This is a genomic window from Streptomyces sp. JNUCC 64 (genome assembly GCF_054484115.1).
Window position 1 is genome coordinate 5,621,412 of sequence record NZ_CM137015.1, and the last position, 14,530, is coordinate 5,635,941.

The following is a 14,530-nucleotide window of genomic DNA, read 5'->3' on the forward strand; positions in this document are numbered from 1 at the left end:
CGTCCCGCCGGGGCTACCGGGGCCGTCCGTCTCACGGGGGCTTCCGGGGCCGGAGGGTTCCCGGGACCCGTCGGATCCCGTGCCGTCGTACGGCCTTCCGGTGCCGTTCACCGTTCCACCGCCGTCGCGAGCGTGCTGGCCAGCCGGGCCGGGCGGCGCAGGGTCAGCGCCGCCGTGATCACCAGGGGGCCCGCCGCGACCAGCGCGAGCAGCAGGGCCACCCGGCCGACGGGCAGTTCGACCAGGACCGGGGGGACGGGCCGGGTGGCGTCGGGTGTCAGCAGGATCAGCGGGACCACCGCCCGGGTGAGCACCGTGCCCAGGGCGGTGCCCACCAGCAGCGCCAGCCCCACGAGCACGCCCTGTTCGGTGGCGACCAGCCGGGCCAGCCGCCGCCGGGGCGTACCGAGCGCCCGCAGCACGGCGAACTCGGCGGAGCGTTCCCGCAGCGCGCCCGCGGTGCTCACCCCGAAGCCGACCGCGGCCAGCGCCGCGGCGGCGAGGGCCACGGCGGTCAGCGCGGTCCCGGGACCGGCGCCCAGCGGATCGTCGCGCAGCCCGTCCGCGATCTCGTCCCTGACCAGCACGGTCGCCGGATCGATGTCGGACCGTCCGCGCAGCGCGGACGCCGCCTCGGCGGCCCGGCCCGGCTCGGTGCTCAGCCACCACTCGGTGGGCGACACCCCGATCCCGTTCCGCTGGGTCAGCACGCGGTTGACGGCGGGCAGGTCCAGCAGCAGCGCCCCGCCGTCCCGGGCGGCGGCACCGGTCGGGGAGGCCCCCGCGTTCCCGCCGCCCGCGCCGTCGCCGTCCGCCGCCGGGGCCCGGTCGTCCGGGGCGGTGGTGGGCAGCGCCCGTACGCTCCGGTCGACGCGCACCGGGACGTTGGTGCCGCCGATCGGCACCTCCACCCGGTCCCCGACCCGGGCGCCCAGGGTCTTCAGGTACCGGTCGGTGACGATCGCGGGGATCTCGTCGGGCACGGGCCGGTCGGCCGCGATCCGCACCGAGACGGTGTCGTCCCCGGCGGACCACGGCTCGTCGGGGGTGTGACCGGTGCCGTACCCGACGGTGAGCGGGGAGCCCGGGGCGCCGGGGGCGGTGATCCTCGGCCGGGTCGGCCGGGCCGCCGGGCCCGCCAGCTCGGCGTCGCCGGTGGCCTTGGCCTCCCCGGTCCAGCGGGTGCCGAGCGCCACCGGACGGGTGGCGTCCCCGTCCCCGGCCCGCAGCGTCCGCACGGTCAGCTCGTGCCGCTGGGAGCGCGCCACGGGCTGCGGGACCTCCAGCTCCAGCCCGGTGAACGCCAGCGGGTGGGCGGGCCGTCCCGCGCCCGCGTCGGCCGCGCGGGTGAGGTCGAGGGCGAGCGTCCGGAGACGGCCGTCGGCGGACAGCGTCCCGGCGGGCAGCCGGTACGACAGTCCGTAGCGGTCCTCCAGCAGCACCGTGACCCGGGGCGGCTCGGGCGCGGCGCCCTTCCGGGCGGGCTTCCCGGCGCCGGACGTGACGGCCAGCCGCAGATCCAGTTCCAGCCGGGCGGCGCCCTCCGGCAGCGGGGTGCCGGTGCGGTCCGCGTCGGCGCCGGGCTTCCGGCCGGTGCCGGACTTCCCGTCGGCGTCCGTCTTCCCGCCGACGGGGGTGAGGTCGCCCAGGTCGGCGCGGGTCAGCAGGTGCGACGCGGCGCGCTCGGTGTCCAGGGCGAGGACGGTGGCCTCCCGGCCGCCCGACAGCGGGGTGGTGACCCGCAGCGCGGGGAACGCCTCCCGCACCCCCGGCAGCTCGGCGTACCGTCCGGCCTGGCCGAGCGCGGCCACCCCGGCGGTCTGCACCCGCAGCGGGGCGCCCGCCCGGAAGTCGGCCTGGTCGTCCTGCGAACGGTCCCAGGACGAGCCCTGGCCGATCGCCAGCATGCCCATCGCCACCGCGAGCACCAGCAGCAGCACGGGCCCCGCGCCGCGCAGCGGACGGCGGCTGAGCTGCCAGCCCGCGAGCGCCGCGGTCAGTCCCCGGCCGCTCGCCGCGCGCCGCTCCGCGAGCCGGGCCGCCGGGGGCAGCAGCCGCAGGGTCAGCACCGTTCCGGCCAGCAGCGCCAGCGCGGGCGCGGCCACCAGCAGCGGGTCGACGCCGTCCCCGGGCCGTCCGGTGCGCTGGTCGAGCTGCCAGTAGGCGACGCCCGCGACCAGCAGCAGCGCCAGGTCGGCGCCCGCCCGCAGCGGTCCGGGCAGCGCCCGGGCCCGGCCGCGCGCGGCGCGGTCCGAGGTGAGGGCGGGCACCGTCACCGCGAGGGCGCAGCCCAGCGCCACCGCGCCCGCTGTCAGCCACACCCCGGCGGACGCCACCCCGTCCACCCGCAGTCCGATGCGGGCCAGCGGGCCCTGTCCGGCGAGCAGTCCGGTGAGCGGACCGGCGAGCAGCGGGGCGAGCAGCGCGGCGGGCGCGGCGAGCGCCAGCGCCTCCAGGGCGGCGAGCGTCCCGATCCGGCGGCGGGAGGCGCCCCGGGCCCTCAGCAGCCCGGTCTCCCCGGCGCGTTCGACGCTCAGCAGCCGGGCCACCAGCAGCAGGGTGTACCCGGCGAGCAGACAGAGCTGGAGCGCCACGATGAGGAGGGTGGAACGGGAGACCAGGGTGGCCCGTTCCACGCGGTCCAGCACTCCGGGCAGCCCGGTGGAGACCTCGGTGCTCCCGCCGAGGGCGGCCGAGCCGCTGAGTTCCCGGGTGCCCGCCCGGGCGGCGTCGCGCAGGGCGTCGATCCGGTCGGTGGTCAGGGTGGAGAAGTCGGCGACGGCGAGCCAGGAGGTCTCGCCGGTGCTGACCCGTCCCTCGGTGGCGAGCACCTTGGGATCGGTGAGCAGCGGGCCGTAGGTGGTGAACGACACCTTCTGGACGCCGCGTCCGCGCAGCGCGTCCAGCCGCCAGTAGGGGGCGTCGGCGGCGACGGGGCGGTAGACGCCGACCACCCGGACCCGGACCGGGGGACCGTCCAGCCGGTCGGTCAGCGTCAGGGCGGTGGTGCGGGAACCGGGGCGCACCCCCAGTTCGGCGGCGGCCGCCTCGGGCAGCGCCACCTCGATCTCGCCCCGCCGGGAGGCGTCGGGGGCGCGCCCGCCGATGATCCTGACCTGGGTGGCGTCGAGCGCGCCGAAGTGGGTGAGGTACGGGTTGCCGTCGCGGGCGGTGGGCGGCTGGAGGGACCGGGGGAGCGCGTAGGGACCGGAGCTGGCGAGGACGCGGGTGGTGAACGGCAGTCCGTCGAAGGCGGTGGCGGCGGCGTCCCGGACGGCCTTCCCGGCGGCCTCGGTGGCCCGGCGGTCGGAGGGCGCGAGCGGCGCCTTGGCGGTCAGCGCGGTCGCGGCGGTGTCCCGGGTGCGCAGGGTGTGCCGCAACGCGGCGTCCCCGATGCCGCCGGAGAAGGCGGCGAGGGTGGCGAGGACCGTGGTGGTCAGCACCACGGCGGTCAGCGCGGCGGCGAGCAGTGGGCGGTGCGCTCGGACGCGCGCCAGTACGAACCCTGTCACTGCTTGTCCCGCCCCCGCGTTCCGCTGTTCGCCCGGTCTCGTCCCCCGCCCCCGCGGGGGAGTGTCCCGTGTGCCGCGCGCCGCACGGGGCGGCGCACGGGGCGCACGGGAGTCCCTGGATGTTTTCAGAGTGCGCGGGGGAGCGGAAGGGGCGGCGGGGGCGTGAGCCGTGGAACACGGCGACAAACCCGTTTATCCAGGCATTTCGCTCACTGAATCCGGAGGATCACCCTCCGGTTCTCGCGCTGGGTTCCGGCCCTGTTCCGGGCCTGGCTCCGGTCCTGGTCCGGGCGCCGTCCCGGACCGGTGCGCCGGGGCCGGGGCCGGGGCCGGGGCCGTGCGGGTCCTGTTCGTGCGGGCTTCGGCTTCGCTGGTTCCGGCCTCGCGGGGACGGGTCCGGGGCGGCCCCTTCCCCGAGGTCCGCCCGCCGGGGCGGGACGGGCCCGTCAGCCGGGGCTGTTGATCATCGAGGCCGCGGCGTACGTCATGTACCGCCACAGCTCGGCCTCGTGCTCCTCGGACAGCTCCAGCTCGTCCACCGCGTCCCGCATGTGCCGCAGCCAGGCGTCGTGCGCGGCCCGGTCCACCGTGAACGGGGCGTGCCGCATCCGCAGCCGGGGGTGGCCGCGCTCCTCGCTGTAGGTGCGGGGACCGCCCCAGTACTGCATCAGGAACAGCGCGAACCGCTCCTCGGCCGGGCCGAGGTCCTCCTCCGGGTACATCGGACGCAGCAGGGGGTCCTCGGCGACGCCCTGGTAGAACCGGCGGACCAGCCGGCGGAAGGTCTCCTCGCCGCCGACCCGCTCGTAGAAGGTCTGCTCCTGAAGGGTGCCGTGCGGAATCTCGTTCACACCGTCCATGGTCTCAGACGGGGTGGCCGAGGACCCGGGCCCTAGGTCCCGGGCGGACCCGGGCGGACCGGGCGAACCAGGACGTCCGGGGCCCCGCCCGTGCCCGGTCCCCCGGTCCCCCGGGCCCGTGTCCCGGGGCACCGGGCACCCCGTGTCCCGGTGCCGTCACCGGTGACCGCGGCCGGTGACCGGTGTCCCCCTCGCGCCCGTCCGCCCCGCGCAGGACAGTGGAGGCATGGGCCCGCACACCTCCGGGGGCGTCCCGGACGGCGGCCCCGGCGCCCCGGACGGTCCCGACCCGTACGGGGAGCTGACGGAGGTCGCCGCCGAGGCGCGCGCCGGGCTGCTGCGGACCATCGGGGCGAGCGGGGCGTGGGACGACGACCCGGCCTGGCGGACCGCCTTCGCCGAGGTCCCGCGCCACCTCTTCGTCCCCGTGTACTGGATCGGCGCGGGCGGCGGCCACGAACGGCTGTGGGCCGGTGACCCGGACCCGGCCCGCCGGGTCCGCTGGATGCGCGGGGCCTACGCGGACGCCCCGCTGGCCACCCGGCTGCGCGACGGTGAGTTGCTCTCCTCGTCCAGCCAGCCCTCGCTGATGGCCCGGATGCTCACCGGGCTGCGGGTCCGCGCCGACGACCGGGTCCTGGAGATCGGGGCGGGCACCGGCTACAACGCGGCGCTCCTCGCCCACCGGGTCGGCGATGGCCGGGTCACCACCGTGGACCTGGACCCGGAGATCACCGAGTCGGCGCGGGCCCATCTGCGGACGGCCGGGTACGCCCCCACCGTGGTCACCGGGGACGGGGCGCGGGGCGTACCGGCGCGCGCCCCCTTCGACCGGGTCATCGCCACCTGCACCCTGCCGTCGGTGCCGCGCGCCTGGCTCGACCAGTGCGCGCCCGGGGCGCTGGTGCTCGCGCCGCTGGCGACCGGGCTGATCCGGCTCGCGGTCCGGGGCCCGGGGGAGGCGGAGGGCCGGTTCCTGCGCACCTCCGCGTACTTCGTCCCGCTGCGGGGCGCCGCCCGGCGGGCCCCGGCGCCGTACCCGGGCGGGTTGCCGCGCCGGGCGGCGAGCGGCGAGCTGTTCCAGTTCCTGCTGGCGCTGACCGCCGGGGCGCTGGACCCCCGGGAGGCGTTCGCCCTCTGGCAGCGCGAGGGCCGCCCGGGCCGCGAACGGTACGGGGTCACCGTCCGGGGTCCGCACGTCTGGAGCTGGCTCGACGACCCCGACGGCCCGTACGCCTGGCCGCTGCCCGACGTCTGAGACCCGCGCGGGGCCCGTCGTGTGCCGCCGCCCGGCGGCACACGACGGAAGGCGCGGTGGGAGCGCCCGGCTCAGCCCCGGTGGATCGTGATCGTCGTCCAGGCGCCCACGTGCACCCGGTCCCCGTCCTGGAGGGGCACCGGGACGAACGGCTGGATCGGCTCGTCGGAGCCGTTGACCGTGGTGCCGTTGGTGGAGTTCTGGTCGACGATCGCCCAGGCCCCGCCCGGCTGCTGCACCAGCACCGCGTGCTGGTGGGAGACGCCCGGGTCCTCCGGCGGCACCGACAGGTCGATGTCCGGGACCTCGCCGGTGGAGTGTCTGCGACGGCCGATGGTGATCTGGTTGCCGATGAGCGGACGCCGCTGCTGGGGCGAGTACGCCGGGAGGTTGAGCCCGGCGGCCTCGGGGCCGGAGCGCTGCATCATCGCCAGGAAGTACTCCCGGTCCGGTGCGATCGTCGCCGACCAGTCGTCCGAGGGCGTGAAGCCGCCCGGACCGGCGTGGGTGCGCGGGAGGTCGCCGCCCGGCCCGCCGTGGCCGGTCGGTCCGCCGTGGCTTCCCGGTCCGCCGGGTCCGCCGTGGCTCGCGCCGCCGGAGGAGGGCGGCGGAATGACCCAGTCGTCGTCACCGCCGAAGCCCTGACCGCCACCGGGCGGGGGCGGCGGGACCTGCCGTCCGGCGTCCGGGAACGCCGGGGCGCCGGGGCCGGGGTAGGCGGGCGGCGCGGGCGGTCCGCCCGGCCGGAAGGCGGCGGGGCCGCCCGGCCCGCCGGGTCCCTGACCCGGGGGCGGGGGCGGCGGTCCGGAGGGGTCGCCGCCGAAGCCGGAGGGGTCGCCGAAGGACGGGATCGGCTCGGCGGGCCGGTTCACCTGGGACGGCCGGGACCCCTGGTACTCGAACGGGTCCGCGTCCGGACCGTGCGGGCCGCCGGGCGGACCCGGCTGCCGGGGCGGACCGGACGGATAGTGCCCACCGGGGGGACCCACCGGGTCCCCGGGGCGCCCGGGACCACCGGGACCGCCCAGCCCACCGGGGCCGCCCAGCCCACCGGGGCCGCCAGGGCCACCGGGGCCCGTGGGGCCGCCGGGTGCTCCCGGACCGCCGGGGCCCCCCGGGCCGCCGAAGCCGCCGGGACCGCCGAAGCTCCCCGGACCACCCGTGCCACCCGGGCCGCTGGGGCCGCCCAGGCCACTGGGACCACCGGGACCGCCGGGGCCACCCGGACCGCCGGGCCCCCCAGGGCCACCCGGGCCCGGGAAGCGGCCGGGGGCCGGGGAGGAGCCGGGGCCGCCCGCCAGCCGGGGGGCCAGCGGGGTGTACGAGGTCGCCTTGTGGGTGATGAAGTTCCAGCGGCACTCCTCGCAGAACGGCTCCCCGCCCTCACGGGGCGTCTGGCACTGCGGGCAGTACTCGGGCTGCGCCCCGCCGGGTCCGGCGTGCGGCGCGCCGCCGGGCGCCCCCGGCGCGGGCGGCGGGAAGCCGTAGCCGCCGGGCGGCGGTGGGGGCGGTGGTACGGCACCGGCCATGCGGTGACCGCAGACCTCGCACCAGTCGTCGGAACCCGACTGGTGTCCGTTCGGGCAGGTCGGCATGTCGGCGCCTCCCCCTCTCCTCTTCCGGCACCCGGGCCGGATCTCGTCCGCCGCGGCCGGGAACCGGGGCGGGTGAACGGCGGTGAGGCCGTTACCGTGCGCTGACTCTGACGTCGTCGTCCGACGTCACTTCTTGACGCGGACGGTCTTGGTGGACCGGGTTTCGAGAGTCATCTCGTCGGCCTCCGCGACCTTCGCCTTCAGTCGCACAGTACCCGCAGCGGCGTCGACCACGTCCACCACCTTCGCCAGCAGCTTGGCGGTGTCCTCGTTCCCGGAGGCGCTGGCGAGCTGGACGGCGCGGCCGAGTTTGGCGGTCGCCCCGTCCGTATCGCCCGACTTTCGGGCGTCCAGACCCTGTTGGATGACCTGGGCCAGTTCCGCCTGTCCGGTGTAGTGCGCCACCTGCGGATTGAGCGAGGTGGACGCCGACATGTCGTCCGTCCACACCGCGCGCACCAGCCCCTGGGCGAGGTTCTCCGCGCCGCCGTCGGGCCGGGGCACCACCAGCGAGACCCGGGCCGCCAGCATCTCCTGGCCGATCCCGGCGGACGGCACCCGCACGCACACGTGGTAGTCCCGGGACTCGTCGCCCCAGGATCCGGTGGGGTAGTCGCCCGCCCGGGGGCCCGCCTCGGTCCGGCGGGCGGTCAGGTCCTCGACGTTCGGCGCGACCTGCTTCACGAACGCCACCTCGGCGCCCATCGGGGTCCACAGCCGCAGCGCCACGTCCGCGACCCCCTTGCCCATCGCGGTCTCCATCAGCCCGGTGAAGTCGGCGGTCAGCCCCGCCGGGTCCGCGACGATGTCGGCGGAGCCCAGCAACGCCGAGGCGATGCCTGTGACTTCTTTCACTTCCCAGTCGGTGCCGACGCCGCGCGCGTCACAGGTGAAGCGTCCCGCGCACTCCTCCAGCGCCCGCCGCAGGGACTCCGGGGACTCGTGCTCGTTGCGCCCGTCGGTGAGCAGGATGCCGTGCCGGATGGGGACGTCGGCCGTGGCGAGCAGGGTGTCCGCGAGCCGCAGCCAGGTGCCGATGGCGGTGCCCCCGCCCGCCGTCAGGCCCCGCAGCGCCTCCTTGGCCTCCCGCCGGGTGCGTTCGTCGGCGACGGCGAGCACGCCCTGCCTCGGGTACACCTCCCGGGCCACGTGCGTTCCGGCGACCACCGCGAACCGGACCCCGTCCCGCAGCGCGTCGACGGCCGCCGCCGTCGCCTCCCGGGCGCCGCGCATCTTGGTCGCCGGGTAGTCCATCGACCCCGAGCAGTCGACCATGACCACCACGGCGGCCCCGGGCCCGTGCCCGGTTCCGTACGCGTGCGGCGCGGAGACCGCCGGGCCGACCGTGCCGCCGCCGGTGGACGTGACGGTGACGATCGCGTTGACCTCGCGTCCGCCGTCCGGCAGGAACTCGTTCTGGTACACGTCCACCGAGAACCGCGGTACGGACGGCTTCGAGAAGTTGGCCATGGTTCGCTCCCCCTCGCTCCCACGGCACGTGGGTGCGCGCGTGTCGGTCGGGGGTGCCCGCTGGCGGCCCCCGCGCGGCCGGTCCGTGCCCCGGACCGGCCGTCTGTGCTGCGTGTGCTGCGCCGCGCGGGTCCCGCCCCCGGCCCCGCGCGGCCCGTCTCAGCCCGTCGCCTCCCCCGGTCCGGGGGCCGGGAACGGCACCAGCGCGACGGTGATGTTGTCGTGGCCGCCGCCTTCGAGGGCGTGCGCGACCAGGGCCCGGGCCGCCGCCAGCGGACGCCGGTGGGCGTCGGGCGCCAGCACGGCGGTCATGTCGTGCGTGGACTCGGCGTAGTTCCACAGCCCGTCGGTGCACACCACGACCACCCCGGGCCGGTCCGGCTTGAACGAGACGGTGTGCGGCTCCAGTTCGTAGGCGTCCGCGCCGAGCCAGCCCGTGATGGCGTGGGCGCGCTCGTCTGCGTACGCCTCGGCCTCGCTCATCAGCCCCGCCGCGACCATCTGGGCCGCCCAGGAGTCGTCCTCGGTGAGCCGGGCCGCCGGGGCCGAGCGGTCCACCGGCACCCAGTAGGCCCGGCTGTCGCCGACCCAGCCGACCACCAGCAGGTCACCCGCCACGATCGCCCCGACCAGGGTGCACGCGGGCGCGTTCTGGTGCCCGGCGCCGCCCTCGCCACCGGCCGTGCCGTCCGGCTCCACCAGCGCGTTGACCGCCTCCGACGCGGCCACGATCGCCTGGTGCATCGCCTGCTGCGGATGGACCCCGCGCGGCAGCAGCTCCAGCGCGCACTCGCTCGCCGCCCGGGACGCCGCGAGGGACGCCTCGTCGGGACGGCTCGCGGACGACACCCCGTCGCAGACCATCGCGACGACGGCGGGCGAACCGTCCGGCAGCCCGGCCGCCGCCACCGCGTACGCGTCCTCGTTGCGGTGGTGCCGCAGTCCCCGGTCGCTGACCGCCGCGACCGTGTCCAGTGCCGTTTCCATGTGGTCGCGCTCCCGGGGTTGTGCCTTGCCGCAGTGTTCGCAATACGTGTCCGGGGAGATCCGGCCCACCCCGCAGAACACGCACCGCCTGGGGTCGCCCCCGGTGGGCGGGACGCCCGTGCGCGGATCGGCGGCCGGTGCCGGGGCCGGTTCCTGTCCTGGTGGCCGTCCGGGTGCCGACGGGGTGACGGACCCCGCCGCGCCCGGCGCCGGGGCGGGCAGCGGGTAGTCGCCCGCGCCGCCGGTACCGCCGCCCGTGCCCCTCGTGCCCCTCGTGCCGCCCGCGCCGTTCACGCCGCTCGCGCCGGGCGGTGCCGAGGGAGCCGTCCCGGGGTGCTCGTGGGCGTGGTCGGTGCGGAACTCCGGTCCGCCCGTGGCGCCCTGGTGCCCCCGCGCGTGGAGTTCGCCGCCGCCCGAGGTGCGGCCCGAGATGTCGCTCGCCAGATGGACGGGCGCGGGCGTCCCTCCGCTGGGCTCCGACGCCTGGGGCCACCACGCCCCGGACGGACCGTCGGCGGCCGGGACCGGGACCGGGACCGGGGCGACCGGGCTCTGGAGGGCGACGGTCGGATGGTCCCCGCCGCCCTCCGCGCCGATCACCGACGACACGTCATGGCCGCAGACGCCGCAGAACCGGTCGCCCGGCTCCAGAGGCTCCGCGCACCTGGGGCACCGTGGTCCGGCGGCCGGCCGGGGTCGCTGTGACGCCATCAATCACACCCATGTCCGGGGGCGGAAACGGTTTGCGCGTTCCACCAGTTCGATCCTCTCGTCGCCGCCCCGCGCGAGCCGCGCCAGCGTGCGGTACGAGCGTTCCAGGCCGAACCGCAGCCCGCGCTCGTCCAGTTCACTGCCGAGCAGCGCCGTCCGGCCGCCGGGGCCGTCCGGTGCGGCGGAACCCCGGCTACCGGAGAGTACCCAGTCCAGCGCCGTACCCAGCACCTCGGTCGCCAGCCGTTCCCGGCGCACCGCGTCCAGTCCGAACGCGTCGAGCGCCTCCAGCTGGCCCGCCGCCGCCCGCAGATCGTCCAGCAGGGGCTCCGCGCCGCCCGCGCCGACCCGGCCGCGCAGCCGGGCCCGCACCGCCGCCACCCGGGCCGCCGTGTAGTGGATCGAGGACTCCGGCACCGACTCCAGGGTCCGCACCGCGCCCGGCCGGTCCCCCGCCGCGAGCCGCACCCGGGCCAGCCCGAACGCCGCCGAGACGTAGCTCGGATCGGTCGTCCACACCAGCCGGTAGTACTCGCCCGCGTTGTCCAGTTGGCCCAGCACCTCCGCGCACACCCCGAGCGCCAGCTTCGGCGCGGGTTCGCCGGGGAAGGCGTCGTACACCGCCTCGAACGACAGCGCCGCCGTCTCGTGGTCGCCGGTGGCGAGGGAGCCCACGCCCTGGTGCCAGATGACCCGCCAGTCCTCGCCGTGGTCGCGGACCAGATCGGCCAGCACCCGTCCGGCCGCCTCCGGTTCGTCGGTCGCCAGCCGGGCCCGCAGCTCCCGCAGCCGCAGCTCCAGGGAGTCGGCGGGCGCCGAGGCCAGGGCGGCCACCAGCTCGGCGGGGGCCGAGGAGGCCATCAGCCCGGCGAGGAAACCGGCGTTGGGGTCGTCCGGGTCCACGTGCGGCACCGGCAGTGCCAGCGCCGTCGCGGCGGCGTCCAGCTCCCGCACCAGTCCGCCCGGGGAGGCGGGGGCGGGCGTGGTCGGCGGATGCGCCCAGGTGCCGCCGGGCACGGGCCCGGTGTGCCCGGCGGGTCCCGGGCGGGCCGGGTGTCCTGGGGGTCTCGTGGGGACGGCGGCCCCGTTGGTTCCCGTGGTTCCCGTGTTTCCCGGAGGCAGGGCGGGGGTGCCGTTCCCGGACGCCCTCCGTCCGAGGACGGACCTCGGGCGCGCGGTGCCGTTCCGGCCGCCGCGCACCGGACGGGCGCCGAGCCGGGACCCCCCGTCCTCGGCCGCGTCGAACAACTCGGTGTCGGTGACCCGCATCTCCGGGCCGAACAGCGTCGACAGCGCGGGCTTCGGCTCGCCGGTCTGGAGCGCCACGACCTCCCGCAGCACCCCCGTCAGCTGCTCCGCCATCTCCCGCGCCGAGGCGAACCGGCGGGCCGGGTCGGGGTCGGTGGCCCGTACCAGCAGCCGGTAGAACGACTCGTAGGTCCGGAAGACCTCGATGTGCTCGGGATCGGGCAACGAGTCCACGAACACATTGGTGTAGCCCTGGAAGTCGAAGGTGAGCACCGCGAGCGTCCGGGCCACCGTGTACAGGTCCGAGGCCACCGACGGACCGGTCTCCGCGACCTCCGGGGCCTGGTAGCCGATGGTGCCGAAGATCGCCGACTCGTCGTCGTCGGCGCGGCGCACCGCGCCCATGTCGATCAGCTTCAGCTCGTCCTCGGTCTGGATCGCGTTGTCGACCTTGAAGTCGCAGTACAGCAGGTTGCGGCTGTGCAGATGGCCGAGCGCCTCCAGGGCCTCGATCCCGTACGCGCACGCCTGTTCCACCGGCAGCGGGTCCCGTCGTCCGGCCGGGGTGCGCCGCTCGTTGGCGATCTCCTTCAGCGACTTGCCGCCGACGTACTCCATCACTATGTAGCCGTCGAGGGAGCCGGTGCGCTGGTCGAGGTGCTCCACGAAGTTGTAGATCCGCACGATGTTCGCGTGCTCGATCTCGGCGAGGAACCGGCGCTCCGAGATCGCCGCCGCCATCGCGTCCTGGTCGCCGGTGTCCAGCAGGCCCTTGAGCACCACCCAGCGGTCGGCCACCGCCCGGTCGATCGCCAGGTAGATCCAGCCCAGCCCGCCGTGCGCCAGACAGCCCATCACCTCGTACTGGCCGTGCACCACGTCACCGCGCCCCAGCTTGGGCACGAACGAGTAGGGGTGTCCGCACTTGGTGCAGAAGCCCTCGGTGCGGCCGGTCCGCTCACCGCGCGAACGGCCCACCGGGGCACCGCAGTCGGAGCGCGAGCAGAACCGCTTGCGCTCGGGGACCTCCGGGTCCTCCAGCACCATCGCGACCGGGTCGGGACGCGGCACCCCCGGCACCTCGACCAGACCCGCCCCGAGCCGTCCCCGGGTGGGGCCCCCGCCGGTGCGGCCCGACGTCCGCACCGACACCGAACGCTCGGTGGGCAGCCCGGACACCGAACGGGCCCGGGAGAGCCGCCCGGACACCGAGCGGTGCGAGGCGGCCGAGCGCGCCGAACGGGAGGACCGCGCGGAGCGCGCCGAACGCGCGCTGGTGGACCCGGCGGCGCCCGCCGCGCCCGTTCCGGTGGCCGGGGGGCCGGTGGCGACCACCGGGGCCAGCCCGCAGGTGTCGCAGTACAGCTCCCCGCCGCCCATGTCCTCGTAGGCGCCCTCGCAGTCCGGCCGCTGGCACGTCGCCCCGGTCATCGGTCACTTCTCCCGTCCACCGGGCCACCCTGGCCGGGCACCTTCGGCAGCAGCGCCTCGGCCGCCGCCCGCTGGTAGCGCAGCACCGCCGACTCGGCGGCCCGCAGATCGCAGGGCGCGCTCCACAGCATGCGGCGCGCGATGTCGTACCGCTCGATCAGCACCGGGTCCTCCGCCATGCCGTGCCGGGCCACCTTCGCCTTGTACGCGTCGAGACGGCCGCGCAGTTCCGCGCGGACCGCGAGCGGCGCCGTGACCGCCGTCAGCGACTCCCGGGCCCGCAGCAACTCGTCCTCGGCACGGGCCTCCAGGGCCTCCAGCAGCGGGGACAGCCGGTGCCACTGGCCCTGGCGGCGGTACTCGGAGGCCGCCACCAACTGGTCCTGGAGCGCGGTGGGCGGCCCGGAGACCGACGGCACCTCGAAGGAGGCGATCTTCGCCAGCACCTCGCCGCGCGCGGAACGGGCCTCGGCGAGGGTGCGGTCCGCGCGGGACAGCACGTCGCGCAGCCGCAGCAGCCGGGCCTCGGCGTCCTGGCGGACCGTCAGCACCGCGTCGATCTCCCGGCGGACCTCCTCCAGGGCGCGCGCCTGCCGGTCGTAGGGCGCGGTGTCCGGGCGTCCGCCGCCGGGCGCCGAACTGCCCCGGGCGGGGGTCCAGTAGGCGAGCGGGTCGGACACCACCCGTTCGCGCAGGGTGGTCAGGGCCCGGGTGATGCGTTCCAGGTCGTCGCCCGCCGGGTGTTCCCCGGGCCGCACCCCCACCGAGTGGGCGAGGCCGCGGGTGCGCTGGAGTTCCGCCGCCAGCAGGTCGATCCGCGCGGGCAGCGCCGACCAGACCGCGTCGGCCGCCACCACCACGTCCAGGGCCCCGGCGTACAGCCCGTTCATGACGGTGACGAGCTCCTCCAGCGTGAACCGCCGGCTGAGCCGGGCCGGTCCGGTGAGCGCGCCGCCCTCGCCGGGGACGTCCGGCACCGTCACGGACGCTCCCCGCAGCAGTTCGGTGAGGTGGGCCAGGTCCTCCTGGCTGGACCAGCGGCGGCGGGCGCGCCGTTCCCGCGCCGAGCGCAGCGCCTCGGCGTAGTGGTCGAAGTACCGCCACAGCAGGGAGACCGAGGCGTCCGTCTCCGTCCACCGCTCACGGGTGGTGCCGGTCAGTTCGGCGCCTTCGAGCAGTCTGCGGCCCGCGTGGTCCTGGAGCGCGAGCAGCGAGGTCTCGATCGCCTCGTGCTCCGCGCCCAGCCGCGCCAGCGCACGGTCCACCTCGTCCCGGTCCATCACCGGCCCGGTGGATCCCGTGCCGCCCATCGATCACCTCACTGCTCTCGGTCGTCGTCCCGGCGGACCGGATCGCCCCGCCGTTCGCCCCCGTTGTCGCTGCGTTGCCGTCGTCGCTGTCGCTGTCGCTGTCGTGTGTCCCGGTGTCCTCGTCGTCGGCGTCCCGGTCGTCGTCCTC

At 76.9% G+C, this 14,530-nt stretch carries 8 protein-coding genes; 1 reads left to right on the top strand and 7 read right to left on the bottom strand.

What is annotated here, in order from left to right; translation table 11 throughout:
- Positions 1-107: 107 nt before the first annotated feature.
- Positions 108-3,512: an FtsX-like permease family protein gene (locus ACVWNX_RS23340; protein WP_454409621.1), complete on the bottom strand. Its 3,405-nt coding sequence runs from the start codon at positions 3,510-3,512 to the stop codon at positions 108-110.
- A gap of 446 nt (positions 3,513-3,958) precedes the next feature.
- Positions 3,959-4,372: a globin gene (locus ACVWNX_RS23345; protein WP_454409622.1), complete on the bottom strand. Its 414-nt coding sequence runs from the start codon at positions 4,370-4,372 to the stop codon at positions 3,959-3,961.
- A gap of 226 nt (positions 4,373-4,598) precedes the next feature.
- On the opposite strand from ACVWNX_RS23345, the gene ACVWNX_RS23350 reads away from it, so the two are divergent.
- Positions 4,599-5,630: a methyltransferase domain-containing protein gene (locus ACVWNX_RS23350; protein ID WP_454409624.1), complete on the top strand. Its 1,032-nt coding sequence runs from the start codon at positions 4,599-4,601 to the stop codon at positions 5,628-5,630.
- A 71-nt stretch (positions 5,631-5,701) separates the two neighbouring features.
- On the opposite strand, the gene ACVWNX_RS23355 is transcribed toward ACVWNX_RS23350, so the two are convergent.
- The 5 genes from ACVWNX_RS23355 to ACVWNX_RS23375 all read right to left on the bottom strand — a co-directional run bounded on the left by ACVWNX_RS23355 (position 5,702) and on the right by ACVWNX_RS23375 (position 14,382).
- Positions 5,702-7,225 (bottom strand): FHA domain-containing protein, encoded by a 1,524-nt coding sequence (locus tag ACVWNX_RS23355; RefSeq protein ID WP_454409625.1) that lies wholly within the window; start codon positions 7,223-7,225, stop codon positions 5,702-5,704.
- A 126-nt stretch (positions 7,226-7,351) separates the two neighbouring features.
- Entirely contained in the window at positions 7,352-8,695 is a 1,344-nt protein-coding gene (locus tag ACVWNX_RS23360; protein ID WP_454409627.1) for a vWA domain-containing protein, read from the bottom strand.
- Positions 8,696-8,854: 159 nt separating this feature from the next.
- Positions 8,855-10,393, bottom strand: coding sequence for a PP2C family serine/threonine-protein phosphatase (locus ACVWNX_RS23365; protein ID WP_454409628.1), 1,539 nt, complete (start codon positions 10,391-10,393; stop codon positions 8,855-8,857).
- A 3-nt stretch (positions 10,394-10,396) separates the two neighbouring features.
- On the bottom strand, positions 10,397-13,072 hold the full coding sequence (locus tag ACVWNX_RS23370) for a serine/threonine-protein kinase (protein WP_454409630.1): 2,676 nt from the start codon (positions 13,070-13,072) through the stop codon (positions 10,397-10,399).
- On the bottom strand, positions 13,069-14,382 hold the full coding sequence (locus ACVWNX_RS23375; RefSeq protein ID WP_454409632.1) for a hypothetical protein: 1,314 nt from the start codon (positions 14,380-14,382) through the stop codon (positions 13,069-13,071). The genes ACVWNX_RS23370 and ACVWNX_RS23375 overlap by 4 nt, the downstream gene beginning before the upstream one ends.
- Positions 14,383-14,530 lie beyond the last annotated feature (148 nt).